Source organism: Arthrobacter sp. Y3225116 (genome assembly GCF_059091245.1).
Map to the genome: position 1 here is coordinate 15,950 of NZ_JBNHGL010000009.1, position 23,906 is coordinate 39,855.

The following is a 23,906-nucleotide window of genomic DNA, read 5'->3' on the forward strand; positions in this document are numbered from 1 at the left end:
CAGGTAACAAGTTGGTGCGGTAGGGCAACCGGATGCCCCGTGCTTCGACGGGGCATCCGGGTCAGGACGCAACGAGTTCGAGGTCGTGAAGGACCTCGTCGCGGTTCCAGCGGACATCCACGGCCAGCAGGGCGCCACATCCGGGGCAGGCAAAAGATTCGGCAACCAGTTCGCTGTTCAACCGGACCTTCGGGCCCAAGTCCTCGGCGCCGAGTTCGCGGCGTGCCGCGCCCAGCTTCCAGTTGGCGCCGGCTTTGGCGAGGACGCGGCCGCAGTCGCAGGCACTGTAGTGTCCGCTGTCGACGGTCACCAGAACCAGGTGGTCCGCGAGGCGGCGGGCAGCCGAAACATCAACTGTTTCGGGCACGGCGGGGTCGCTGTTGAGGGTCCAGCCGCGCCGTTCGCTCCGCCGTTCAGCGCGCAACTGTTCGGTCGCCGCCGCGTCAAGGACGCCGTTGTGCATGCTCACGCAGTAGAGCTTCTCCGCGGTATCTGCTGATACCCGGCCCCTTCGGATTTCTTCCGCGATCATTTCGGCGTCGGCGTCGAGGGCGTCGCCCCACCCGCCGCCACCATGGAAGCTCCACACGAGCACGTCGCTGGTTCCTAGAAAAATTTCACCGGGAGACGCGTCAAAGTCCTCGACTGCAGCTCCGTCCAGGTCTTCGATCCCGACCGGCCCATGCGGACGGTGGGCTGCCTTCTCCAAATCGGCGCCCCGGACAATCGTTAACCTGTTGGTGGAGCCTGGCATGCCGCCGTGGATTCCGGAGCTGGTGGGCGTGGAGATTCCATGGCCGACGAGGACACCGTACATCCGGTCTGCATCGTGGATGGTGAACGCTGAGGACGGCGATAGGCCGCCGTGGAAGCGGCCGGCCCCGCCGCCGTCGGTATTGGCTCCCCTGTGCAGGTAAAGGACCGGGAAGACCGATTCCTCGCCTTCAACGTTGTTGATCTGGCACGTCAGAATCTCGTTCGGTCCGCGGTAATCGATGCCGTGCCCGTGCGCTGTAGCGCCGCCGCCGCCCGCAAGCATCTCGGTCATTGCCCCGCCGAACGGCTCGCCGTACTGGTTCAGGCCCGCCACATGGAGCACGGCCAGCGATCCTGTGGTCACGCCGCGGGCTTCGTCACGCAACTGGGGGTCGGTCGAGGCCAGACGGGACAGTGCCAGCCCGGCCGTTGACTGCACCATCTGGCTGGCGCCGGCCGTTGCCGCACCGCAGGGAGCTGGATGCTGGGCATTGACCACGGTGCCCAGCGGGGCCGTCACGGTGATGGCCCGCATTACGCCGCTGTTCCATGGAATATCCGGGCAGAGGACCGGCAGGATGGAGGCAAAAACGCCGCCCCGGAGACCTGACTTGGTGCAGTTGAAGAAACCATCCACTTGAGCACTGGACCCCGTGTAGTCGAAGACCAGTTGGTCGTCCTCCTTGCGGAGCTCAACGATTACCCTGCTGACGCCAGCGATGCGGCCGGTGTGTTCAAAGTAGGTGCGCGCACGTGCCTTTCCGTCGGGCAGAGTCCGTAACCGTTCGCGCACCCTCTCTTCGGAGCGGTCCAGAATCATGGTCATGACGCTGGTGAGGGTGTCCACGCTGTAGCGCTCGGCTAGGCGCAGCACACCGTCCCGGGCATGGTTGTTGGCAGCGATCATCGCTTTCAGGTCCAGGCCCAGGTTAGCCGGCAGCCGGGAGGCAGCCATGATGAGGTTCCAGACGTCCTGCCGGATCTTGCCGCCGGCGACCAGCCGGGTGGGGGGCAGGATCAAGCCCTCCTGCTGGATTTCGGTTGCCTGCGGTGACCAGGATGACGGCGTCATGCCGCCGAGATCGAGCACGTGGGCGCAGGACCCTACCCACCCAATGTGCCGGCCGTCCACGAAGACGGGCTGCAGCATTGTCACATCCGGCAGGTGCAGTGCACCCTTGTAGGGGTCGTTGGTGATGTAGACATCGCCTTCCTGCACGCCGGAATCGGCCTCCGCGGAAGCCATGATGTTTTCGACCACCAGCTCCATCGACCCGGAATGGAACAGGTTGTGCGGGCCCATCGCCACAATCTGGCCATCGGGCAGGTAAATGCCGGTGTTGCAGTCGTTGGCTTCGGTGACCAGCGGTGAACCGGAGACGTTCTTTAATACCAGCGACTGCTGGGCGACGACGGCGGTGAGGCGGTTGCGGATGACCTCGTAGGTGATCGGATCGACGTCCGCATTCCCTAGGATGTTGTTTTCGGTGGTGAGCGCAGTCATGCTCAGGCCCCCTTCTCGCTGGTAAGGATGACGGTGTTCTCAAGCTCGTCGATCACGGCGGACTGGTTCGGCCCCACAAAGATGGTGGTGCCGGGGTGTTCGATCACGGCCGCACCCTGGATCCGGTCGCCCGGCCGCAGCTCGGTGCCGCGGATCAGGTCAGCGGTGACAAAGCCTCGCTCGGGTCCGAGGTAGATTTTGCGCGAGGCAGAGACGTGGCCCAGCTGCGCATTGGCGCTGACCACTCGTTGGATGCGCGGCTTGTCCATTTCGCCTTTGGCCTGCACCCGCATCGAAACGAGTTCGACGCCGGCGCCCAGAAAGACGGATTCCTCACCATAAAGTTCGGCGAACTGGCCCACGAATGTGTCAAGCATCCGCTGCACAGAGCGGGTTGTCAGGTCCCCCGGGCCGATCAGCACGGACAGGCCCTTGTTCTGCATCCGGAACCGCACCTCGACATGGCGCTGCAGCGTGATCCTCTCCGACTGCGCCCCGCTGGCCAGCAGTTCGAGCGTGACCTGCTCTTCCAGCCGCTTGAAGTGAGCAGTCAACCTGGCCGGATCAATGGCTTCGGCTGCTCCCTCCCACGACGCCGAGTGCATTGGGTCGGACAGCTCCGCGGATACATGCAGATCGCTCATGACCGCTCCGAATGCCGAGTGAACAGTTGCCGTGGCGGGCACAATAATCGACTGCACTCCCAGCTCCGCGCCGAAGCGGTGGCAGTGCGCGCCGCCGGCGCCGCCGTAGGCAAAGATGTGGAAATCGCGCGGGTCGTGGCCCTGGCCGACCGTCAGGGTGTCGAGCAGGTCGGCCATGCGGTGGTCGGCGATGGCCTTGATTCCGGCCGCAGCCTCGTGCACGCTGAGTCCCAGAGGTTTGGCAATCTTGTCGTAGACCGCGCGCTCGGCGCCTTCCTTGTCCAACGGGAAGGTGCCGCCCAGGAAATAGTCCGGGTCGATAATGCCCAACACTACGTCCGCGTCGGTCACCGTCGGCTCCAGGCCGCCACGCTGGTAGCACACGGGCCCCGGCACGGAGCCGGCACTTTCCGGACCGACCTGCAGTTGGCCGCCGATCACTCGGGCGATCGAGCCGCCGCCGGCACCGATAGCGGTTACCTTTACCGCGGGCTTGAGCACTTTGTACCCGTTTACTTCCTGAGTCGGGGACACCACAGGCTCGTAGTCAACGATCATGCCGACGTCGAACGAGGTGCCGCCCATGTCAGTGGTGAGCACATTCGGGGTGCCGATCCGTCGGGCCAGTTTGGCCGACGCCAGAACACCGCCGGTCGGACCAGAGGTCAAAACCGAAACCGGGGTCTGGCCGCACTGTTCCGGCGTGATCACTCCACCGCCCGAATCAAGAATCCGCAATGAACCCTTCAGCCCGCGGGAGCGCAACGACGCATCAAGCTTGTTCATGTAACCGTCTACTGCCGGTCCCAGATAGGCGTTTAGCGCTGTGGTGGCGGTGCGTTCGTATTCGCCAAGTACAGGCGCGATTTCGCTGGAGACAGTCAGGTACATCTCCGGCGCCAACTCGCTGATGATCTCCTTGATCCGCGCCTCGTGGGCCGGGTTACGGAATGACCACAGCAGGCACACGGCGATCGACTTCACGTCTTGGTCAATCAGGTCCTGGACCTGCTCCCTGACCTCTGCCTCGTCGAGCGCCGTGATGATTTCGCCTTTGTAATCGACGCGTTCGGTCACCTCGCGGATGAGGTGACGTTCGACCACGGGGTCCTGCGGCTTCAGGCGGGAGGTGTGCATGATCTCGTGCAGTTCTTTGCCGGACCAGTGGCCGGTGCCGCGCTGCATCAGCACGATGTCGCGGAAGCCCTTGGTGGTAATGATGGCGGTTTTCACGCCTTTGCGCTCGATGAGCGCGTTGGTTGCCACAGTGGTGCCGAGTCCGAAGTAATCAACTTGGCTCAACACAGTGCCTTCGGCGAGGCCCAGTTCCTGCTCTGCCAAGGCCAAGGCATTGTTCACGCCGATGGCGGGATCATGCAAAGTTGTCGGCGTCTTGAGCAGGCGGGCTGTGCCGGAATCGTCAAGCAGGACGGCATCGGTAAACGTGCCGCCAATATCAATGCCCACGAAGTAAGCCATGGAAGTCCTCTTCTTACTGGATGCAGCGGGATGACGGTGTGACCACGAAGAACGGCTCTTGTGGTGTGCGCCACAGATCTTTCGCACCACAACGTAACGCTTGATGCGACACCGTGTCAACATTTCCCATACGGCGTTCTGTTTCATCACGCCGTGTTCCTTTTCGGAAGTCGCGGTATGCCGCAGATGGCCGCTCAGAAACAGAGAAGCGCCGCACCGTCCACAGGGACGGTGCGGCGCTCTCCGGTGTTCTCTAGGCGTGCATGCGAAGACCGCCGCTCAGGCGGCGGCGTCACGGCCGATCAGCAGGCACCACGTGTCAGTCATAGCTTCCAGTGAGCTCTCGCGGTCGAGGCGGTTCCCCCACCCTTCCTGCACCCATTCCATCGACAGGAATTCAACCTGCCCGAACGCCAAGACGCCACGGGCGCGCCGGGATTTAGGCTCGAAACGCCCTGCTGCATCCAGCCCCGCCTGAATCTCATCGACGGGACTCTGAAGCCAGGCCTCCACGGCGGCGGCGATGGTTGGATCCATCCCGGCCGCCTGCCGTGCAACAGAAACGTAGGGCATGATCAGCGGCCACTGGTTGAAGCGTCGTGCGATCCAGGTCCGGATCTGCTCCCGGTCGCCGACTTCTGCCACTTGGGCCAAGCGGGGCTTGTCGGAAGAAACGACCTGATCATTGATCTTCTCGATCAAAGCAATCATGAGCTGTTCTTTGGATGAGAAGTGGCGGTAGAACGTTGTTCGGTTGGCACCGACGGAAGCCGCAATGTCCTCGACCTTGGTGGCTGCATAGCCCTGATCCTGAAAGAGCCGCAGCCCGGATTCCAGGATCAAGTTCCTAGTCATATTTTTCTGGGCTAGCCGGAGACTCATATGCACGAGCATAGTGCGCGCCGGCAGTTCCCGCTGCTTCATGCGACAAGGTGTTGCATGAAGCCCTTGATTGATGCTTTCATTGACAGTGAGTCCCATCACCTCTGAGGCGCATCTCGCAGCCCTGGAGCACCCCAATCAGTCACATCGTCCCCGCTATCTCCTCGATCGGAAGGAACGGACACCATGGCAAGACTCGTCTATGCAGGCGCTACGTCGCATGTGAGCGGCATCCTGAGAAGCCCCGATGCCCACCCGGATTTCAGCCCCCGGCTCCACCGGGGCTGGGAACGCATGACGGCCGACCTTGAGTCAGCAAACCCCGACGTCGTCGTGATTATTGGCACTGACCATTACGAGACGTTCGGGCTGGAAAACTATCCGACCTTCTGCATTGGGGCCGCAACGAAGCACGATGCGTGGAACGAACACGGGATACCAGGCAATACCGTGCTCGGAGACGAGAGCGTGGGTCTTTCACTGGTGGGCTCCCTGCTGGAACGGGGTTTTGACGTCTCCCGCAGTCTGGAGATGCCCCTCGACCACGGCTACATGGTTCCCATCCAGCGGGTCGGCCTGGATCAGCGCAGGATCGTGCCGCTATTCGTCAATTGCAACACGCCGCCCTTGCCGTCGCTCGAACGGTGCCGGGACTTGGGACGCGCGCTGCGGGAAGCGCTGACGGAGTTGCCTGATGACCTCACCGTCGCCGTGCTCGCCACAGGCGGTCTGTCGCACTGGGTTGGCCTGCCTCAGACGGGAGAGATCAACGAAGACTGGGACCGCCGCGTCCTGGAGCTGATCTCGCGGGGCGACCTTGACGCCCTCACCGCCATGACCGACGACGACATCGCGGAACAAGCCGGCAACGGCGCCTTGGAAATCCGAACTTGGATTGTTGCAGCCGCCTGCGCTGGAGCAACCGGCGGAGAAGTTCTTGCTCAAGCGCCGATGCATGCGTGGGTGACCGGCATCGGCATCATCAACCTAAAGGTGGCGGCATGAGCGTCGTTGGGGTTCACCGGCTGGTCCGGGACCTTGAACGCCGGGAAGGTCTGGTTGACCGGCTGCTGGAACAGCCTGCCGCCGTGCTGGAGACGTATCCGCTGAGTGACGACGAACGCGAAGCGGTGCTGAATCTCGATGCGGCGACCCTGGTCGGTCTGGGCGTCAACCCATTGGTGATGCGCACCCTGCTGGTCCTTGCCGGCGTCGCCAACCCGGACATCTACTCCCACAGCGTCTCGCTCCGCAGCTAACCGAAAGTAAGGAAATCACATCATGTCTTTGTGGACAGATACCCTCGGCGCCGAAGTCCGGTACCACCAGGCCGGGCCGTGGCGCACCCGGGCTTTAGAGGCGGGCTCCGGCGACGACCACGTCATCATGATCGGCGGCATAACCGGCCACATTGAAGGCTGGTCCCGGAACGTCGCACCGCTCGCCGAACAGGGCCTGAACGTCCATGCCATCGACGCGATCGGACACGGCTACACGGACAAACCGACCGACCGCCCCTACACTGCCCCGTTGTTCGCCGAACATGTCATCGCCTTCATGGACTCGTTGGGGATCGAGCGGGCGCACCTCGTCGGCCAGAGTCTCGGCGGTTGGATCGCCCTCTACACGGCGAAGACCTACCCGGAACGGGTCGGCAAGCTGGTCCACGTCACCGGCGCCGGTATCCTGCTCGATGACGAGGCCCGTGCCCAGGAAAGCAAGCAGGTGGGCGATACCGTCAGCGCCGTCACCAAAAAGGCGCTGGACGCACCCACTCTGGAGTCGGTGCGCAAGCGCCTGGAGTGGCTGATGTACGATCCCGCCACGGTCACGAATGAACTAGTCGAGACGCGCTACCGGATCTATACGCTTCCGGACAGCGTGGCCGCGATGCCGCGGCTGGTCGAGGAAGCACCCGGCGAAGCGAACCGGCCGTACATGCTGACCGAAGGCGACCTGCGGGCAATCCAGAACGAAACGCTGATTCTATGGTCTGATCACAATCCGACGACTCCGCCGGAGGTCGGACGCCGCGCCTCGGAAATCATGCCCAACGCAGCGTTCGATATGGTCACGGACTCCGGCCACTGGCCGATGTTCGAACAGCCCGAGCAGTTCAACCGCATCGTCGGCGCTTTCCTGACCGGAGGCCGGTAGCATGCCTGTTCCCATCACCTTGGCCTGTGAGCGCTACGACCGGACGGAGGCGCTCCGTGACGGACGCGTGAAACCGGCTGGAGTCGACCTCACCTATCTGCCGCAGCAAGTGGAGGAAACGTTCTTCCGCATGGCACGGTTCCAAGAGTTCGATGCGGCGGAGATGTCGCTTTCCAGCTATGTCATCAGCCTGACGCGGGACGCGCCCTTCATCGCGATTCCGGTTTTCCCTTCGCGGTTCTTCCGCCACAGCGGCATCTACGTCAATGCCTCATCAGGAATTGAAAAGCCCGCGGACCTGGCGGGCAAGCAGGTCGGCCTGGCCGAATACCAGCTGACCGCGAACGTCTGGATCCGCGGCATCCTCGAAGACCACCACGGTCTTCCGGTCGAATCGGTGCACTACCGCACAGGCGGTTTGCACGATCCCGGCCGCCCGGAAAAGCTCAAGGTCGACCTGCCGGCCAATGTGAAGCTGACTCCCATCGGGCCGGATCAGACTCTGTCCGAAATGCTCGCCAACGGCGAAATCGATGCCCTCTATACGCCGCGGGAGCCCCGCAGCTTCGGCTCGGACTCCGTCCGCCGGCTCTTTAATCGGTCCGGGTCTGCCGACGTCGAGTACTTCGAGAAGACCGGCATCTTCCCGATCATGCATGTCGTGGTCATCCGGCGCGAGGTCTACGAACGCAATCGCTGGCTCGCCCGCTCGCTGTACGACGCGTTCGCCGAGGCCAAGGCACTCTGCGAACAGAACTTCGAGGAGACAGCGACCATGCGCTACATGCTGCCGTGGCTCTTCGACGAGGTCGAGCGCACTCGGTCCATCATGGGCAAGGACTTCTGGCCGTACGGATTGGACCGCAATGACGAGACCCTGCGGACCTTCCTCCGATACTCCTACGACCAGGGCCTTGCAGCCCGGCCACTAGAGCCGCAAGAGCTGTTCGCACCCGAAACTCTCGAATCAACGCTGGTGTAATAGGCGGTTCTTGCCGCCGACACGCAGCCGCTCCGGCGGCTCAGAAAAGGACAGGAGCAAACGTGAATTCCTCCATCGCGACAAGCGGTCTCCAGCAGTTTGCCGACGAGTTGGTAACTGCTACCCGAACCTTGGCACCGGTGCCGCCGCTGCGGGACCGCATCGAGGGGATGGGTCTGGACGCTGCCTATGCAGTGCAGTTCTTTCAGCTCCAGACCCATCTGGCCGCGGGCAGGGTGCTGGCCGGGCGCAAGGTCGGGCTGACCTCCCCGGCCATGCAGGCCCAGCTCGGCGTGGACTCGCCGGACTTCGGGTTCTTCTTCGACGACATGGTCTACTCCCAGGGTGCCCGGATCCCGGCCGCCGGGTTCATCGCTCCGAAGGTTGAGCCGGAGTTCGGTTTCCTCCTCAAATCGCCCCTGCAGGGCCCGGGCGTGAGCTTGGAACAGGCCCGCGAAGCGATCGGGGAAGTCTATGCGGCGATCGAGATCATCGACTCGCGCATCGCCGACTGGGACATCCATCTGGTGGACACCGTGGCGGACAACGCATCCTGCGGCGCGATCGTGGTGGGTACCGCCCCATTGAACGTCGACGTTGCCGATCTGGCCTCAGTGCGGTGCACGCTGGTCATCAATGGCCAGGCACGCGAGTCCGGCACCGGAGAGGACGTGATGGGTGATCCAGTGGCCCCGCTGGCCTGGCTGGCCAACACCCTCGGCGAGCAGGGCGTGGCTCTGGAGGCCGGGCAGCTGGTGCTGCCAGGGTCCTTCACGAAAGCGCTGCCGGTGATCGCTGGCGAATCCGCCACTGCAGACTTCGGGGACCTGGGGTCCCTGACCATCCATTTCATCTAGTGCCTGCTGCCCCGGATTGCCGGCGGCAGGCATCATCATCCACTGCATGTAAGGACATACCCATGCCCAAAATGACGGCTGCGATCGTCGGTTCCGGCAATATCGGCACCGACCTGATGTTCAAGCTCATGCGCCGCAGCGAGCACATTGAACCGAAATACATGATTGGCGTGGATCCGGCCTCCGACGGACTCGCCCGCGCCGCCCGGCTCGGCCTGATCTCCTCCGCCGGGGGCGTGGACTGGCTGCTGGCCCAGGACGACAAGCCCGACTTCGTGTTCGAGGCCACCTCGGCCAAGGCGCACGCCGCCAACGCGCCCCGCTACGCGGAGGCAGGGATCACCGCGATCGACCTGACCCCGGCCGCCGTCGGCCCATATGTCTGCCCGGTGGTGAACCTGGAGGCAGTGCCGGCCGCGGAGAACGTCAACATGATCACCTGCGGCGGGCAGGCCACCACCCCGATCGTCGCCGCAGTCTCCTCGGTGGTCCCGGTGCCCTACGCCGAGATCGTCGCCTCGATCGCTTCGAAGTCCGCCGGACCGGGCACCCGCGCCAATGTGGACGAATTCACCGAAACCACCGCCAAGGCCCTCGAGGCTGTCGGCGGGGCGAAACGGGGCAAGGCGATCATTATCATCAACCCGGTCGAACCTCCCATGATCATGCGCAACACCGTCTACGCCGCCATCCCGGCCGAGGCCGCCGAACCCGGCCCGGTTCAGGACGCGATCCGCGAGTCGATCGCCCGCACCGTAGAGCAGGTCCAGGCCTACGTCCCCGGCTATTCGCTGCGCGTGGACCCGCAGTTCGACCCCGCCCGTGAGGACTGGAACAACCAAGGCCGGGTCGGCGTCTGGATCCAGGTCAAGGGCGCCGCCGACTACCTGCCCGAATACGCCGGCAACCTGGACATCATCACCGCCGCCGCCGCCCGCACCGCCGACCTGCTGGCCGAACGCAAACTGGCCGGCAGCCCCGCAAACACCGCAGGAGCACACGCATGAGCACCACCGACACCACCACTGCCGGATCGAAGTACCGGGTTCGCCTGACCGACACCACACTGCGCGACGGCTCGCACGCGATGAGCCACAAGTTCACCGTCGAGCACGTCCGCTCCACCGTCCGGGCGCTGGACGACGCCGGGGTCGAGGTCATCGAGGTTACCCACGGCGACGGCCTGGGCGGCTCCTCCTTTAACTACGGCTTTTCCCTCACTCCCGAACTGGACTTGGTCCGCGCAGCGGTCGACGAGGCGAAGCAGGCGAAGATCGCCGTGTTGATGCTCCCGGGCCTGGGCACAATCCACGACCTGAACCGGGCGCACGAGGCAGGGGCCTCGGTGGCGCGCATCGCCACCCACTGCACCGAGGCGGACGTGTCGATCCAACACTTCGGCCATGCCCGGGACCTAAGCATGGAAACCGTGGGCTTTTTGATGCTCTCCCACCGCGCCACCCCCGAGGAACTGGCCAGGCAGGGCCGGATCATGGCCGACGCCGGCTGCCAGTGCGTCTACGTGGTCGACTCCGCCGGCGCACTGATCCTCGAGGACGTCTCCGACCGCGTCGGTGCCCTCGTGGCCGAGCTCGGGTCCGACGCGCAGGTCGGCTTCCACGGCCACCAAAACATGAGCTTCGGCGTCGCCAACTCCGTCTTCGCCGTGCGCGCCGGGGCCAGGCAAATCGACGGCACCCTCGTCGCTCTCGGAGCCGGTGCCGGTAACTCCCCCACCGAGGTGCTCGCCGCCGCCTTCGACCGGCTGAACATAGACACCGGCGTCGATGTCCAGGCCCTGATGGCCGCCGCCGAAGACGTGGTCAAGCCCTACATAAACCGCATGCCGGTCATGGACCGGGCCTCAATCATGCAGGGCTACGCCGGGGTCTACTCCTCCTTCCTCATCCACGCCGAACGCGCCGCCGACCGCTACGGCGTCCCCGCCTGGAAGATCCTCGAGGAAGTGGGCAGGGCAGGCTACGTCGGCGGCCAGGAAGACATGATCATCGACGTCGCGGTCCAACTCGCCAGGGCGAACGCCGGCTAAGAACCATTCCGACGCCCCTCCCCCTGAGCGCTGTACGCGCCCCTGCCAATTTTCAGGGTCAAGACTCTAATAATCACTCATGTCGATCGTCCAACGGTGACGGAACCTGCCCGCGGAGCAGATCGGGGCTTGCCCTGCGGCTGTGTGACACAGCTAAAGGGTGATGTGACGTGCAGCACCTTTCGGCTTTGACAAGGTGTCATCTTACTTTGCAGGCTGTGGCTAGCGGCTGGGGGCTAGCCCCTGTTCCAGTCCGGACAGCAGGCGACCATATCTTTGAGCAGAAGGCAGAGAACCTTGGAAAACCACAAATTTGTACGAAAAGCACGGCGCGGGTTGCGGAAGCCAATCCCGGCCGTTCTAGCCCTCGTCCTACCCCTCGCCCTCGTCGGGATGGGTGCGGGATCGGTGAGCGCCGCGGCGGACCCGGACCCGCTCGAGGTCAACTGCGACCATGGTGAGACGATCGGCGCCGCCATCCCACAGCTCAAATCCGGTGACACCCTCACGGTGAGCGGCACCTGCAGGGAAAGTGTCCTGATTCCCCGGCAGCTCACCAAGGTAACCCTTGACGGTCAGGGCAGTGCCACGATCCAAGGTCCCGCCGCAGACATTGTGCCGACCAGCCCCGCTGCGTTCGCTGTGTTTGTCGAAGGTACGGACGTGACCATCAAGGGATTCACGATTGTCGGCGGCAGTCACGGCATCCATCTCTCAGGACCCGCCACCGCGGTTGTCAACAACAACGTCATTCGCAAATCCGGCGGAGCAATCCACCTGGACAAGGGGAGCATCGGCCAGATCGTTAACAACACCCTCGAGGACAACAGCGGCTTCGGGATCAACATTCAGGAGAACTCGTACGCGCGCATCGGCTTTACCATCCCGACGCAAAAGCAGATGACTCCCAACACGATTCGGAACAACACAGGGGCAGGAATCGTTGTCAGCCGCTGGTCCAGCGCATGGATCGTCGGAAACAAAATCGCAGGTAACGGCAGCCACGGGATCATGGTCGACCGCGCCTCCCGAGCCGATGTCGTCGGCAATACGATCGACAGGAACCACGGCGACGCAATTCGCGCCACCCATAATTCCGGAGTCAATCTAGAGAGCGAAGGCAAGGAATCCGTACAGGTCGGGACCAACGGCACCGCTGCCACATCCCCGAACACCGGCGTGGGGATCAGCTGCGATATCGGCGGGTACGTCGCCGGCCCCCGTGGCACTCTCAGTGGCACCCAGGGCACCAAGACCATCGACACATCCTGCGTTGACCGCACCACGCCGAAGGGGAAGCGCTGACCGCATCTGGCAGACGAAGCATCCAGCCCGCCGATCGGAATGAACCGGCGGGCTGGGCTGCCCGCGCATAGTGAGCCGGCTCTCTTCCGGAGCTGACGACGGTTTATTAGCGCGAACGAGAAGCGCCTTCGGAGACCTTTGAGCGTGTCCGCTCGACTAAACAGACCTAGCGCCGCCGTCCGTGTGGCTGACCGTCGGTCGGCAAGCCGAAAATCCCAGCGGCAATGAAAAGACCCGTCCTGCGGGGACTTATGTCCGCCCTTCATAATCTGCTTCACGGGGTTGCTATGACCTTCGTTACACGATAGTGTCTCGAAACACATAGTTAGCTGACTTGTCACTCTGTTGTGCGAACAACGTCAGCGGGATGGGACAAATTTCGAGGGCGTGCATCGAGGAAGATGCATGGCTGTAAAAGGAGGCAAGATGTGCGATGACGCCATTACCAAGGCCGTCAACCAGGTTTCGCCCTCGTCGCGGCGCGGTTTCCTGCGGGCGGCAGGAGTAGCGGCGGTTGCCGGAGGCCTGGTCAGCATGACCTAGGCCACGGCGACGGCGGCACCTACCGGCAAGGCGAATAAGGGTTCCAAGCATCGCACCCGCGTCGTCCTGCTCGGCACGGCCGGGGGCCCGGCACTCATGAGCGAGAACCGCTACGGGGTAAGCACGGCAGTCGTCTATGAGGACAAGGTATATTTGGTGGACCTCGGGCACGGGGCGCAGATGCGGCTGATCCAGGCCGGACTCGGCGCCGAGGCACTCGGCGGAACCTCCATGGCCAACGTCCGCGGCATCTTCTTCACCCACCTGCACAGCGACCACGTCGTCGAATGGCCGGCCGTCTACGCCACCACGGACATGAACATCAGCGGCAGGTCCTCCAAGGACCCCATCCGGGTCTTCGGTCCCGGTGACCGCGGCAGCCTCGTCCGCGTCTTCCCGCCCGGGCGCCCTGAACCCGAACTGTACAACCCGGAGGACCCGACGCCCGGCATCGCCGGAATGACCGAATACCTCCGTAAGGCCTTCGCCGCGGACTTCAACGACCGAGCCAGGGACAGCAATAACGTCAACCCCGACCGGACCTTCGAGGTCAACGACATTGACATCTCCCCGTACTGGGCGGCCACCCCCGAGGGCATCCCACCACGCCTCGAAGCCCCCATCCAAGTGTGGAAGGACGGAGACGTGACAGTTACCGCCACGTTGGTCGACCACCGTCCCACGGCGCCGGTGTTCGCCTACCGATTCGACACTCCCGATGGATCCGTTGTCATTTCCGGGGACACCTGTGTCAGCCAGAACCTGATCGACTTGGCCCAGGACTGCGACTACCTCGTCCACGAAGTTATCGACCCGCAGTTCGCCGAGGATCTCGCCGCTTCCCTGCCGCCGGCGGTCGGCGGTCCCCTCAAGGAGCATCTGCTCGCTTCTCACACGAGCATCGAGCAAGTCGGCCGGGACGTCGCCGAACCAGCCGGCGCCAAAAACCTGGTCCTGTCCCATCTCGTTTCGCCGAACAACCCGGCGGCGCGCTGGCGAAAAGCCCAAAAGGGCTACAGCGGGAAGCTGATCGTCGGCGAGGACCTCATGGAATTCGGCGTCAGCCGCAATAAGCGCTGACCAAATGGCAGTATCCTGACCGCGCATACGCTCCTAGCCTAGATTCACCAAACCGTAGCTGGTCTCGATCGTCTCGGGACCAGCTACGGCCTTGGTGTTCAAGCAGATGAGAGGCCCTGCTGAGGGCATTCCTCATAAATCAGCGCCCAACCGGAGATACCGATAGACAGTGGCGCGGCTACCCAATGATGTTGCCACTATCGGCAGGTTTGAGGCCTTGAGCTTTCGGCTCACGAGCGCGTCTAACAGACCGGTCCTCTGCTCTGACTTCACGCCGTCCTGCCCTGCGACCGTTGGTGGCTGCCGCAGCCATGCCCGCTTTGGTTCGCTCGGCCAACTGGTCACGTTCCAACTGGGCGCACGCGGACATTACAGTGGCGGAGCCAGTCGTTACCTCATCACCTCGGCCCGAGACTCCTGTGCGGCCTAAGCGGCCACCGGCGTCTACAAGAGGTCGATTCCTGGAAGGCTAAGGGCTGAGTCGTCATTGCCTGACGAGTCGCCCACTAGGAGGAGCAGGCGACGCAGTAGGACATGGGTCTGAGCTAACCACGCTTTCGGTTAATGCTCCGCTGCAAGTGCACTCGCGGCCGCTGTGCAGGGCCAGTGCTTGCTGGGTCAGTGTTGCAGCCGCATCCGCTGCAGGATGGTCGCGGAGATTTCCTCCACTGACATAAATGCGGAGTTCACGTACGGGATCCCATTGACGGCGTACATGTCCTCGGCGCTGCGCAGCTCGAAGCTGCATTGGGCCAGCGAGGCGTAGGTGCTGTCCGGCCGGCGCTCCTGACGGATTTGGCTTAGCCGGATCGGCAGCGATGTCAGCCCAAAGCATCTGCGCACGAAGGGCTGCAACGGCTCCGGCAGCGAGCGGCGGGCGAAGTCCTCCTCGATCAGCGGGAAGTTGGCGGCCAGGATGCCGTGCTGCAGCGCCAGGTACATCGTCGTCGGGGTCTTGCCGCAGCGCGAGGGCGCGATCAGGATCAGTTCCGCCCGTTCCAGAGCGCGGATGGACTGCCCGTCGTCGTGCTCGATGGCGTATTCGACGGCGGTCATGCGTGACTGATAGCGGATGGCGTCGCCGACGCCGTGCGCCCGGCCCGGCTCGCCGGTGGCGGAGGCCTGCAGGGCTTGCTCGAGCTGGCCGATGTGGGCACCGAACAGGTCCACGAAGTGTCCCTTGCTCCCGGCCAGGATCGCGCGGATGTCGCTGCCGACGGCGGTGGAGAAGACGATCGGCCGCTGCCCGGCCGCGGCGAGGCTGTCGATGATGGTGACGACCTCGCGCGCCTGTTCCTCCGTCCCGATGAAGGGAATGGTGCGCCGCTCCAGCCGCGGCCCGGGGAACTGGGTCAGCAGCGTGTTGCCCAGCGTCTCGGCCGTGATGCCTGTGCTGTCGGAGAGGAAGAACACCACGGGGCCGGGGCTGTGGCCCGCCCCCGTGGTGTTCCGGGGAAGGTTTCCGCTCACCGTGCGGTTCCGGGCACGCTCATCCCCGGACTGCGGTCTCACGACCGCGGGCCAGGCGCAGCCAGGTGTCGGTCACGGCGTCCGGGTTCAGCGAGATCGAGCTGATGCCCTGTGCCAGCAGCCATTCAGCGAAGTCCGGGTGGTCGCTGGGGCCCTGGCCGCAAATGCCGACGTACTTGCCGCGGGCGCGGCAGGCGCCGATCGCCATCTCTAGGAGCTTGGTGACCGCCGGGTTGCGTTCGTCGAATCCCCCGGAGACCAGGGCCGAGTCCCGGTCCAAACCCAGAGTGAGCTGGGTCAGGTCGTTGGAGCCGATGGAGAAGCCGTCGAAGTACTCCAGGAACTCATCGGCCAGCAGGGCGTTGGCCGGCAGTTCGCACATCATCACGATTTCCAGCCCGTCCTCGCCGCGGACCAGCCCGTTGACGGCCAGCAGCTCGGTCACTCTGCGGGCCTCGTCCAGGGTGCGCACGAAGGGGACCATAACCTTGATGTTGGACAGGCCCATCTGCGTGCGGGCCAGCTTCAGGGCCTCGCACTCGAGTTCGAACGCCTGGCGGAACGAGTCCGAGAGATACCGGGAGGCGCCGCGGAAGCCGATCATCGGGTTCTCTTCCTCGGGCTCGAAGGCCGGGCCGCCGAGCAGGTTCGCGTACTCGTTGGACTTGAAGTCCGAGAGCCGAATGATCACCGGTTCAGGGGCGAAGGCGGCCGCGATGGTGGCGATGCCTTCGGCCAGCCGGCGGACGTAGTAATCCCGGGGCCCGTCGTACGCGGCGGTCTTCTCCTGGATTTGCTGCACGGTGTAGTCGGACAGCGCGGCGGGGCGCTCGATTTCCCCGGCCAGGGCCAGCAGGGCATTGGGGTGGATGCCGATCTGGCGGTTGATGATGAATTCCAGCCGGGCCAGGCCCACGCCGCGATGCGGCAGCCGGGAGAAGCTGAAAGCCTGTTCGGGGGTGCCGACGTTCATCATGATCTTCACCGGCGCTTCCGGCATGGTGTCGAGGGCGGTTTCTTCCAAGGTGTAGTCCAGCAGCCCGGCGTAAACCAGACCTGTCTCGCCTTCGGCGCAGGAAACGGTCACCGGGGTGCCCTCGGTGAGCACCTGGGTGGCGTTGCCGGTGCCGACAACGGCCGGGATGCCCAGCTCGCGGGCGATGATGGCCGCGTGACAGGTGCGCCCGCCGCGGTCCGTGACGATGGCGGCGGCCTTCTTCATGATCGGTTCCCAGTCCGGGTCGGTCATGTTGGCCACGAGCACGTCGCCGGGCTGGAAGGAGGACATCTGGTCGATCGAGGTCAGCACGCGCACTTGGCCGGCGCCAATGCGCTGGCCGATGGCCCGACCCTCGGCCAGCACCGCGGAGCGCTCCTTGAGCGTGAAGCGCGAGAGGGTGCCGGCCGCCTTGCGGGACTCGACGGTCTCGGGGCGGGCCTGCAGGATGTACAGCTGGCCGTCGGTGCCGTCCTTGCCCCATTCGATGTCCATCGGGCGGCCGTAGTGGGCCTCAATAGCCACCGCGTGCCGGGCCAGCTGCTCCACCTCGGCGTCGGTGAGACTGAAGCGCCGCCGCTGCGAAACCGGCACCGGGGCGAACTCGATTGTGCGGCCGGGCTCGGCAGATGCCGCGTAGGTCATCTGCACGGCCTTTTCGCCCAGACCGCGCTTGAGGATGGCCGGCCGGCCGGCGGCCAGGGCGGGCTTGTAGACGTAGAACTCGTCCGGGTTCACCGCACCCTGGACCACGGCCTCGCCCAGGCCGTAGGAGGAGGTAATGAAGACCACGTCGCGGAAGCCGGACTCGGTGTCCATGGTGAACATGACCCCGGAGGAGCCGACGTCGGAGCGGACCATGCGCTGGATGCCCGCCGAGAGGGCGACCTCGGAGTGGGTGAACCCGTGGTGGACACGGTAGGCGATCGCACGGTCGTTATAGAGCGAGGCGAAGACGTCCCGGATGGTGGCCAACACGTTCCCGATGCCGCGCACGTTCAGGAACGTTTCCTGCTGGCCGGCGAAGGAAGCGTCGGGCAGGTCCTCGGCCGTGGCACTGGAGCGCACGGCCCAGGACACATCCTCGCCGTGGTAGCCGGCCAGCTGCGTATAGGCGGCACGGATCTGCTTCTCGAAACCGGCCGGGAACGGTGCCAGGCGGATCATTTCCCGAATCCTTGCCCCGGCGGCACCCAGGGCGGTCACGTCGTCGCTGTCCAGGCCCTTGAGGACGGTCTCGATGCCGGCTTCCAGGCCGGATTCGCGCAGGAAGCGGCGGTAGGCGTCGGCGGTGGTGGCGAAGCCGTCGGGGACCTTTACTCCGGCCGCTGCCAGGTTTCCGATCATCTCGCCCAGCGAGGCGTTCTTGCCCCCGACCTGGTCAAGGTCGGACAGGCCAACTTCGGAAAACCACAGAACGTCAGTCATGGATGATGCTCCTTTTGGGCCATGCGCTCCAAGGCGCTGTGGGTAAAAGAGGTGATGCCCAAGGCTGTTCGGAGGAGCTCCCGAACACAAGCGGTTGTGACACACGCAACAGTTCCGAAGGTCACGGAAGGTCACCGAATGGACGCACAGCCCGCGGGCCGCCGCATCAGCGCCGGACAAACCGACGCACCCCCCCCCAGGAGCCGCCACGAGGATGCGCGACTACCCGCCCTGGTTAGCCTTTCGCTCGCGTTCCTCGTAGACCTCGTCGCCGGGACCGGTGAACGCCTGGTTGCGTTCGATGGCGTCGATGGAGCCGGTGAACAGCTGGGCGTCGCCCGCGCCGGTCATCGCCGCGGCCGCGGGACGACGGCGGCCAACGACGGAGGTCTCGCCGCTATTCACCGGGCCGACGGCTTCCCACCGCTGCCGGGGCAGCGCCTGCGGGTATTCGCGCTGCAGGAAGGTAACCATAGATTCCCGCACGAGGCAGCGAAGGTCGAACAGTGTGCCGCTGTCCACGGCACTGACCAGGATGCGCACGCGCACCAGTGAGTTGACGGCGTCGGTGACCTGCAGGATGGCGGTGCGTCCGTCCCAGATTTCGGCCGCCTCCACCACGGCCTTGAGGTGCTCGCGCAGCTCGTCCAGGGGAACCCGCCAGTCCACGTCCAGCTCCACCGTTCCCAGCAGGGCGGCGGTCCGGCGGGTCCAGTTCTCGAAGGGGGTGCTGGTGAAGTAGGTAGAGGGCAGGATCAGCCGCCGGTCATCCCAAATGTGGACCACCACGTAGGTCATCGTGATTTCCTCCACCGTGCCCCATTGGTTCTCGACCACCACGACGTCATCCACTCTGATGGCATCCGTGAAGGCCAGCTGCATGCCGGCAAAGACGTTGGTCAGGGAGCTCTGCACCGCGAGGCCGGCGACCACGGACAGGACGCCGGCGGAGGCCAGGATACCGGCACCGAGGGCCCGGACCTGGGGAATGGTCAACAGCACGCACGCGACCGCGATCGTCACGATCAGCGCCACTGCCACACGGCGCCCCAGGATCACCTGCGTCTTGAGCCGGCGCAGCCGGCGGTTGTCCTTGGTATCCGTGCGGTACTTGGCCAGGATGGCCGCCTCAACGACCAGGAGTACGACGACGGCGAACCAGGCCAGCGCAGCTATGAGCACCACGATCAGGACGAAGTCCACAGCGGTGTGCCACGGCTCATCGGCGGAAGTGATACGCAGGCCCACCCGGATTCCGATGACGGCCAGCGCCACCCGGAAGGGGCTGCGCCCGCGGGCCGAGACATCCCGGATGTTCGGCACACGCCGGAACAGCTGGTTCACTGCAACCCGCAGGAGCGCCGTGATCACCAGTGCTGCGGCAACGGCGATCAGCACTACTGTCGCCGGCTGGATCAGGTAGAGATAATCATCCATATTTTCGATGGTGCAGATGCGGCGCGGAGCCTGTCCAGTCGGGCTGCGCGACGCCCCGTACAGATGCTGGTGCTCGAGTGCTTGAAGTTTCCTGCCCAGGCCCGCGCAGCCCCAACCCGACGAAAAACAGTTCGGTTAGCCGAACCGAACTGTTTTTGCTAGGTTGGTTTCATGCCAGATTCTCCCAAAGTCGTCGAGACGGGCGGTGAGCAGCCCACACCGGGGGTGCAGGTCCGCCACGGCTTCGCCCTGCTGCTCCAATGGGCCAGCAGGAAAAAGATCCGCCGATACGTCTTCGGCCCCGAAGCCGAGGACCTCTCGCCCACCGACACGGCACTGCTGGAATACCTGACCAGGAACGGCCCGATGCGGCTATCCGACCTGGCCACACAGTGGGGAGTGAACAAATCCACCATGACCCCGCAAATCCGCCGCCTCGAAGCCAGGGAACTGATCGACCGCCGGCCGGACCCCGCCGACCGGCGGGCAACCCTCCTACAGACATCCGCCGCCGGAATTCAACTGCAACAGCAGATCGGCGCCGCCGGCGCGGCAGCGTTCGATGAAATACTCTCCAGCTGGTCACCGGAAGACAGGGAAATCCTCGGAGCCATGCTGGTCCGCTTCGCCAACGAACTCTCCGCCGCCACGCCCCGGCTCTTCCAAAGCACCGCGGCAGCCCCCAACGACATTCCACCAGCCCACCATCCGAAAAGAACCCCCAACCCCTGAACACCGCCTCGGCCCGAGATTTCCAGGCGTCTTCGACTCGCGACGGGGCAGTCCTCTCCCCCACCCGTTGCCTTGCAATGGGAGATTCCTTGCTACGAAAACGGCCTCGGGGCCTGCCACCCGACATGCTGGCAGCCGGGCGCTACTGAGGCCGGCCGTTGCCCCGTGTTCGGCGCACGTCGCGCCGTATTGCCGCCCTGTGTCTCGTGCTCTCGAACTGCTGTCCTCGCCGGAGGGCACTGTGTGCTTTCCGCACTGCACCCAAATCGCTCCCCGAAATTTTGTGAAGGTTGACTGAATGAGTGAAAGCAACGAAATACACGAAACCGTGACGTCCAGCGACGCGCTGAGGCGCCACACCCCACTGATCGTGGCCGAAGCCCTCTTCGCACTCTCCGCACTGAGCGCGCTTATCCGCGGCGAGTTCACGGCAGCCGTCATCCCCGTCGCACTGCTGCTGGCCTCGTTCCCGCTTCTGCTCGTGGAGCGGTGGGCGCGCGTTGAGATCCCCGCGCGCCTACAGGGGCTGTACGCCGTGTTGCTGCTCGGTGGCCCGTACCTGGGAAGCCAACTGGGTTTCTACGCCGTATGGACACTGTGGGACACGGTCGTGCACTTCTACTCCGGATTCGTCGTCGCACTCGGGATCGTTTTTGCCCTGCGCATCACCGGCCGCCGCTACGGGTTGTCGATGCCGCCCTGGCTCGCGGCGGTGATGATCGTCGCGTTCAGCGGTTTCGTCGCCCTGCTGTGGGAGATCGCGGAGTTCGCCTCCGATGCCGTGCTCGGCACCGAAGCCCAGATCACCAACTTCGACACCATGACGGACCTGATCGCCGGAACCGCGTCGGCGATCATCGTGGCGGCCACGCTGTTCCTCGTCCGGCACAAGGGCTGGTTCCCCTCTGCCGAGGTCCTGACGCAGGGCCCACCACCTCGGCAGGTACCCAATGCGCACACCCCGGCCGCGGGGCACCCTCGGAGTGCTCCTGTACCCGGAGGCGCCACACGATAAGACCCGAACCACCGGGCCGACGTCGGTGCTCGGTGCTGCCGACACACCTGCGACCTCGGCGCCCGTGTCTGCCAGTATTCGGAACCGAACTGAACGCTCTCCCGGAATTCGACACTTGGCGTGGTCCTTGATCTGATGAAGATGGAAGAGCGAAAAGTTGACACGTCAACTATTCGCCATTAGTGTAGATGCATATGCATGTACTGCATTAACTCGTCTTAGCGCCTGCATCGGTTCGCACTCCCGAGGGCTGCTGCGACAAGCGTCCCCGCATGGACTTCTGCAGCGCCTCACTGAACCGGTAAGGCCAGGTGACGGGGACTATCTGTAAGGAGGAAATCGTGGTTGACAGTTTGACTCAGCACAGCGGATCCATCGGGACCGTGTCCCAGAAGGGCATCCCCGACGAGGTAGATGTAGCCATTGTCGGTTCCGGCGGGGCTGGCCTGATGGCGGCGCTTACCGCTGCCAGGGAGGGCGCAAGGGTTCTCGTTGTCGAGTCGCGGGAACTCGTCGGAGGCGCCACCGGCATCTCCGCGGGTGCCGCCTGGGTCCCCAACCACGGCTTCTCGACCAAGGACCTCAAGGTCAAGGACAACCTGGACCAGGCCCGGCGCTACATCTACGGCCAAGGTCGAGACAAGGTTCTCGACCACGACCTGGTGGAGAGCTTCCTGGAAGCCGGACCCCGCGTCGCGCGCTTCATCGAAGAACACACCTCCTTCGGGTGGATCCCGACCATCTGGCCGGACTACCGCTCGGACATCGACGGCGCGTCCGTCGGCCGGGCGCTCTTCCCCGGCCCCTACTCCCCCGAGGGACTGGGAGAGGCCGCACAGTACGTGCGGCCGGCCCTCACCACGGGCATGGCCAAGAACCCGCTCCCATTCTGGCTGCTGGGCGGCATCGGCATCGACGACGTCTGGCTAGCGGGACCGGCACTGGTCGGCGCCCTGCTCGAGGGCAGCCTGCGCAACGGCGTCGACGTACGCGTGGAGGCGCCCGCGGTCCGGCTCGTGACGGACGAGTCGGGCGTGCGGGGGATCGTCGTACGAGCCGATGGTCAAGAGCACACGGTGCGCGCCACCAAGGGGGTCCTGCTGGCCAGCGGCGGATTCGAGAGCTCGGACGAGGTCACCACGCAGTACCTCGACGCGCCCTTCGGCGTGCAGGTCTCGCCCAAGGGCCATGACGGCATCGCAGTCCAGTTGGCCAGGGACATAGGCGCTGACCTGACCGGGATGGAGGACGCCTGGTGGATGCCGGGGGTGCAGTTGCCCGGCGAGGAGTTGGAAGGCCAGCCGCTCAGCCGGGTTTTCCTGGGAGAGCGCGCGCTGCCGCACAGCATCATGGTCAACAGCAAGGGCGAGCGTTTCGCGAACGAGGCGCTGGCCTACGACCAGTTCGGACAGATCATGCGCGAGGTCGACCCGGAGACGGGCACCATGCCCAACGCCACCGCGTGGCTGATCTTCGACCAGAACTACTGGGAGAAGTTCGGGATCTTCGGCGTCACCCCGGGCGGAGAAGTGCCCGAGTACCTCCAGAGCGCCAATACCCTCTCGGAACTGGCGGCCAAGATCGGCGTCGACGAGGTGGGACTGCTCCGCACCGTCGACCGCTTCAACCCCGAGGCCGCGCGGGGCCGCGATCCGCAGTTCAACCGCGGTGACACGATGTTCGACCGCTACTTCGGTGCCTACTATCCGCGGCTGGGCAAGAACTCGCCGGACGCGCGCTTCCCCGCCGCCACCGCGAAGGCCAGGGTCCTCATCGCCAAGGCCGTCGGGCCGATTGCGAGCAAGCTCGCCGGCCTGGTGGCAAAGCGGAACGACCCCGAACGCCTCCGTTCCGTGGTGGTCAAGCCCCTGGCGAAGATCATCCGGCCGGTGCTGAAGAGCCCGAAGTCGAGCGTACTGGGGCCCGTCGACACAGCCCCCTTCTACGCGCTCAAGGTCGAGGCCAGCGCACTCGGCACCGTCGGCGGCCCGAAGACCGATGCACTCGGGCGTGCCCTGAACACCGAGGGCAAGGTCATCAAGGGACTGTACGCCGCCGGCAACGCGGGCGGAGCCCCCACGAAGGGGTTCTACGGAGGCGCCGGCGGGACGATCTCGCTCGGACTGGTGTTCGGCTACTTGGCGGGACGCGAAGCAGCCCGATCGGCAGATAACGCCTGAGCATTCGCTGGTGCCCTCGACCGACGAAACAGCGGTCGAGGGCACGCTGCACGGCGGCCCTTTACTGCCGGAAAGGCGCCCGCACGCCGTCGTGCTTGAATCACAGGTTTTCCTGGAGCATGTCGTGACGCCCCTCACCAAATTTGTCGTTTGGAAACTGGGGGGTCTACAGTCAGAGGCGCCGCAGGGTGGAGCAGTTCGGCAGCTCGCCGGGTTCACAACCCGGAGGTCGTAGGTTCAAATCCTACCCCCGCAACTACTAGTGGGACCCTTGCCTGTTTCAGGCCGGGGTCCCACTTTTTTGGCCTACTCCCCTGCCGGAGCGCAGCCCGGAACCAGCCGGCAGCGCCAGAAGACGGACCCGGTGGCAGCACGGGCAGCAGCCCGGCCGCCGACACCGCTGCCAGC

Annotated in this window: 20 protein-coding genes and 1 tRNA gene; 14 read left to right on the top strand and 7 right to left on the bottom strand. The window is 64.7% G+C overall.

From position 1 onward, the window contains the following. Nucleotides 1–61 precede the first annotated feature (61 nt). From AC5RV2_RS02165 to AC5RV2_RS02175, 3 genes are all read right to left on the bottom strand, one after another. The gene (locus AC5RV2_RS02165; protein WP_494090970.1) at nt 62–2,260 is read right to left on the bottom strand and encodes a hydantoinase B/oxoprolinase family protein; all 2,199 of its coding nucleotides are present in this window, start codon (nt 2,258–2,260) and stop codon (nt 62–64) included. A gap of 2 nt (nt 2,261–2,262) precedes the next feature. Beyond that, entirely contained in the window at nt 2,263–4,530 is a 2,268-nt protein-coding gene (locus tag AC5RV2_RS02170) for a hydantoinase/oxoprolinase family protein (RefSeq protein WP_494090989.1), read from the bottom strand. A 132-nt stretch (nt 4,531–4,662) separates the two neighbouring features. Then, nucleotides 4,663–5,307: a TetR/AcrR family transcriptional regulator gene (locus AC5RV2_RS02175; RefSeq protein ID WP_494090971.1), complete on the bottom strand. Its 645-nt coding sequence runs from the start codon at nt 5,305–5,307 to the stop codon at nt 4,663–4,665. 144 nt (nt 5,308–5,451) lie between these two features. Here AC5RV2_RS02175 and AC5RV2_RS02180 point away from each other — a divergent pair, with 144 nt between their 5' ends. From AC5RV2_RS02180 to AC5RV2_RS02225, 10 genes are all read left to right on the top strand, one after another. Then, entirely contained in the window at nt 5,452–6,270 is an 819-nt protein-coding gene (locus AC5RV2_RS02180) for a DODA-type extradiol aromatic ring-opening family dioxygenase (protein ID WP_494090972.1), read from the top strand. Beyond that, nucleotides 6,267–6,524: a hypothetical protein gene (locus tag AC5RV2_RS02185; RefSeq protein WP_494090973.1), complete on the top strand. Its 258-nt coding sequence runs from the start codon at nt 6,267–6,269 to the stop codon at nt 6,522–6,524. Before AC5RV2_RS02180 ends, AC5RV2_RS02185 begins: the two co-directional genes overlap by 4 nt. Nucleotides 6,525–6,546: 22 nt before the next feature. Then, nucleotides 6,547–7,422 (top strand): alpha/beta fold hydrolase, encoded by an 876-nt coding sequence (locus tag AC5RV2_RS02190; RefSeq protein ID WP_494090974.1) that lies wholly within the window; start codon nt 6,547–6,549, stop codon nt 7,420–7,422. A 1-nt stretch (nt 7,423) separates the two neighbouring features. After that, a complete protein-coding gene (locus AC5RV2_RS02195; protein ID WP_494090975.1) occupies nt 7,424–8,404 on the top strand; it encodes an ABC transporter substrate-binding protein in 981 nt (326 codons plus the stop codon). A gap of 62 nt (nt 8,405–8,466) precedes the next feature. Then, nucleotides 8,467–9,261 (top strand): 2-keto-4-pentenoate hydratase, encoded by a 795-nt coding sequence (locus AC5RV2_RS02200; protein WP_494090976.1) that lies wholly within the window; start codon nt 8,467–8,469, stop codon nt 9,259–9,261. Nucleotides 9,262–9,323: 62 nt separating this feature from the next. Beyond that, nucleotides 9,324–10,268, top strand: a complete 945-nt coding sequence (locus AC5RV2_RS02205; protein WP_494090977.1) for an acetaldehyde dehydrogenase (acetylating) — start codon at nt 9,324–9,326, stop codon at nt 10,266–10,268. Next, nucleotides 10,265–11,311 carry a 4-hydroxy-2-oxovalerate aldolase gene (gene dmpG / locus AC5RV2_RS02210; protein ID WP_494090978.1) on the top strand — a complete coding sequence of 349 codons (1,047 nt, stop codon included), beginning with the start codon at nt 10,265–10,267 and terminating at the stop codon, nt 11,309–11,311. The genes AC5RV2_RS02205 and dmpG overlap by 4 nt, the downstream gene beginning before the upstream one ends. A 393-nt stretch (nt 11,312–11,704) precedes the next feature. Beyond that, the gene (locus tag AC5RV2_RS02215; protein ID WP_494090979.1) at nt 11,705–12,616 is read left to right on the top strand and encodes a right-handed parallel beta-helix repeat-containing protein; all 912 of its coding nucleotides are present in this window, start codon (nt 11,705–11,707) and stop codon (nt 12,614–12,616) included. Between the two features lie 405 nt (nt 12,617–13,021). Continuing rightward, nucleotides 13,022–13,159, top strand: a complete 138-nt coding sequence (locus AC5RV2_RS02220) for a twin-arginine translocation signal domain-containing protein (RefSeq protein WP_494090980.1) — start codon at nt 13,022–13,024, stop codon at nt 13,157–13,159. 96 nt (nt 13,160–13,255) lie between these two features. Then, complete coding sequence (locus AC5RV2_RS02225) at nt 13,256–14,239, top strand: MBL fold metallo-hydrolase (protein ID WP_494090981.1); 984 nt, start codon at nt 13,256–13,258, stop codon at nt 14,237–14,239. Nucleotides 14,240–14,417: 178 nt separating this feature from the next. On the opposite strand, the gene AC5RV2_RS02230 is transcribed toward AC5RV2_RS02225, so the two are convergent. The 4 genes from AC5RV2_RS02230 to AC5RV2_RS02245 all read right to left on the bottom strand — a co-directional run bounded on the left by AC5RV2_RS02230 (nt 14,418) and on the right by AC5RV2_RS02245 (nt 19,571). Next, a complete protein-coding gene (locus AC5RV2_RS02230; protein ID WP_494090982.1) occupies nt 14,418–14,609 on the bottom strand; it encodes a hypothetical protein in 192 nt (63 codons plus the stop codon). A 248-nt stretch (nt 14,610–14,857) separates the two neighbouring features. Further along, nucleotides 14,858–15,709, bottom strand: coding sequence for a pyruvate, water dikinase regulatory protein (locus tag AC5RV2_RS02235; protein ID WP_494090983.1), 852 nt, complete (start codon nt 15,707–15,709; stop codon nt 14,858–14,860). A 19-nt stretch (nt 15,710–15,728) separates the two neighbouring features. Continuing rightward, nucleotides 15,729–18,134, bottom strand: coding sequence for a phosphoenolpyruvate synthase (gene ppsA / locus AC5RV2_RS02240; RefSeq protein WP_494090984.1), 2,406 nt, complete (start codon nt 18,132–18,134; stop codon nt 15,729–15,731). Between the two features lie 222 nt (nt 18,135–18,356). Further along, nucleotides 18,357–19,571, bottom strand: a complete 1,215-nt coding sequence (locus tag AC5RV2_RS02245) for a mechanosensitive ion channel family protein (RefSeq protein ID WP_494090985.1) — start codon at nt 19,569–19,571, stop codon at nt 18,357–18,359. A 171-nt stretch (nt 19,572–19,742) separates the two neighbouring features. On the opposite strand from AC5RV2_RS02245, the gene AC5RV2_RS02250 reads away from it, so the two are divergent. The 4 genes from AC5RV2_RS02250 (at nt 19,743) to AC5RV2_RS02265 (ending at nt 23,754) form a co-directional block, all read left to right on the top strand. Then, nucleotides 19,743–20,303 (top strand): MarR family winged helix-turn-helix transcriptional regulator, encoded by a 561-nt coding sequence (locus AC5RV2_RS02250; RefSeq protein ID WP_494090986.1) that lies wholly within the window; start codon nt 19,743–19,745, stop codon nt 20,301–20,303. Between the two features lie 298 nt (nt 20,304–20,601). Continuing rightward, on the top strand, nt 20,602–21,318 hold the full coding sequence (locus AC5RV2_RS02255) for a DUF2238 domain-containing protein (RefSeq protein ID WP_494090987.1): 717 nt from the start codon (nt 20,602–20,604) through the stop codon (nt 21,316–21,318). 341 nt (nt 21,319–21,659) lie between these two features. After that, nucleotides 21,660–23,498, top strand: coding sequence for an FAD-dependent oxidoreductase (locus AC5RV2_RS02260; protein ID WP_494090988.1), 1,839 nt, complete (start codon nt 21,660–21,662; stop codon nt 23,496–23,498). 182 nt (nt 23,499–23,680) lie between these two features. Beyond that, nucleotides 23,681–23,754: transfer RNA gene (locus AC5RV2_RS02265), tRNA-Val, on the top strand. The last annotated feature ends 152 nt before the right edge of the window (nt 23,755–23,906 follow it).

Coding starts and splice junctions, on each gene's coding strand:
- AC5RV2_RS02220 (WP_494090980.1), top strand. CDS start 13,022: ATGGCTGTAAAAGGAGGCAAGATGTGCGATGACGCCATTACCAAGGCC.
- AC5RV2_RS02215 (WP_494090979.1), top strand. CDS start 11,705: ATGGGTGCGGGATCGGTGAGCGCCGCGGCGGACCCGGACCCGCTCGAG.
- AC5RV2_RS02250 (WP_494090986.1), top strand. CDS start 19,743: ATGCCAGATTCTCCCAAAGTCGTCGAGACGGGCGGTGAGCAGCCCACA.
- AC5RV2_RS02255 (WP_494090987.1), top strand. CDS start 20,602: ATGAGTGAAAGCAACGAAATACACGAAACCGTGACGTCCAGCGACGCG.
- AC5RV2_RS02245 (WP_494090985.1), bottom strand. CDS start 19,571: ATGGATGATTATCTCTACCTGATCCAGCCGGCGACAGTAGTGCTGATC.
- AC5RV2_RS02180 (WP_494090972.1), top strand. CDS start 5,452: ATGGCAAGACTCGTCTATGCAGGCGCTACGTCGCATGTGAGCGGCATC.
- AC5RV2_RS02205 (WP_494090977.1), top strand. CDS start 9,324: ATGCCCAAAATGACGGCTGCGATCGTCGGTTCCGGCAATATCGGCACC.
- AC5RV2_RS02170 (WP_494090989.1), bottom strand. CDS start 4,530: ATGAAACAGAACGCCGTATGGGAAATGTTGACACGGTGTCGCATCAAG.
- ppsA (WP_494090984.1), bottom strand. CDS start 18,134: ATGACTGACGTTCTGTGGTTTTCCGAAGTTGGCCTGTCCGACCTTGAC.
- AC5RV2_RS02190 (WP_494090974.1), top strand. CDS start 6,547: ATGTCTTTGTGGACAGATACCCTCGGCGCCGAAGTCCGGTACCACCAG.
- AC5RV2_RS02195 (WP_494090975.1), top strand. CDS start 7,424: ATGCCTGTTCCCATCACCTTGGCCTGTGAGCGCTACGACCGGACGGAG.
- AC5RV2_RS02225 (WP_494090981.1), top strand. CDS start 13,256: ATGAGCGAGAACCGCTACGGGGTAAGCACGGCAGTCGTCTATGAGGAC.
- dmpG (WP_494090978.1), top strand. CDS start 10,265: ATGAGCACCACCGACACCACCACTGCCGGATCGAAGTACCGGGTTCGC.
- AC5RV2_RS02175 (WP_494090971.1), bottom strand. CDS start 5,307: ATGAAGCAGCGGGAACTGCCGGCGCGCACTATGCTCGTGCATATGAGT.
- AC5RV2_RS02230 (WP_494090982.1), bottom strand. CDS start 14,609: ATGTCCGCGTGCGCCCAGTTGGAACGTGACCAGTTGGCCGAGCGAACC.
- AC5RV2_RS02165 (WP_494090970.1), bottom strand. CDS start 2,260: ATGACTGCGCTCACCACCGAAAACAACATCCTAGGGAATGCGGACGTC.
- AC5RV2_RS02185 (WP_494090973.1), top strand. CDS start 6,267: ATGAGCGTCGTTGGGGTTCACCGGCTGGTCCGGGACCTTGAACGCCGG.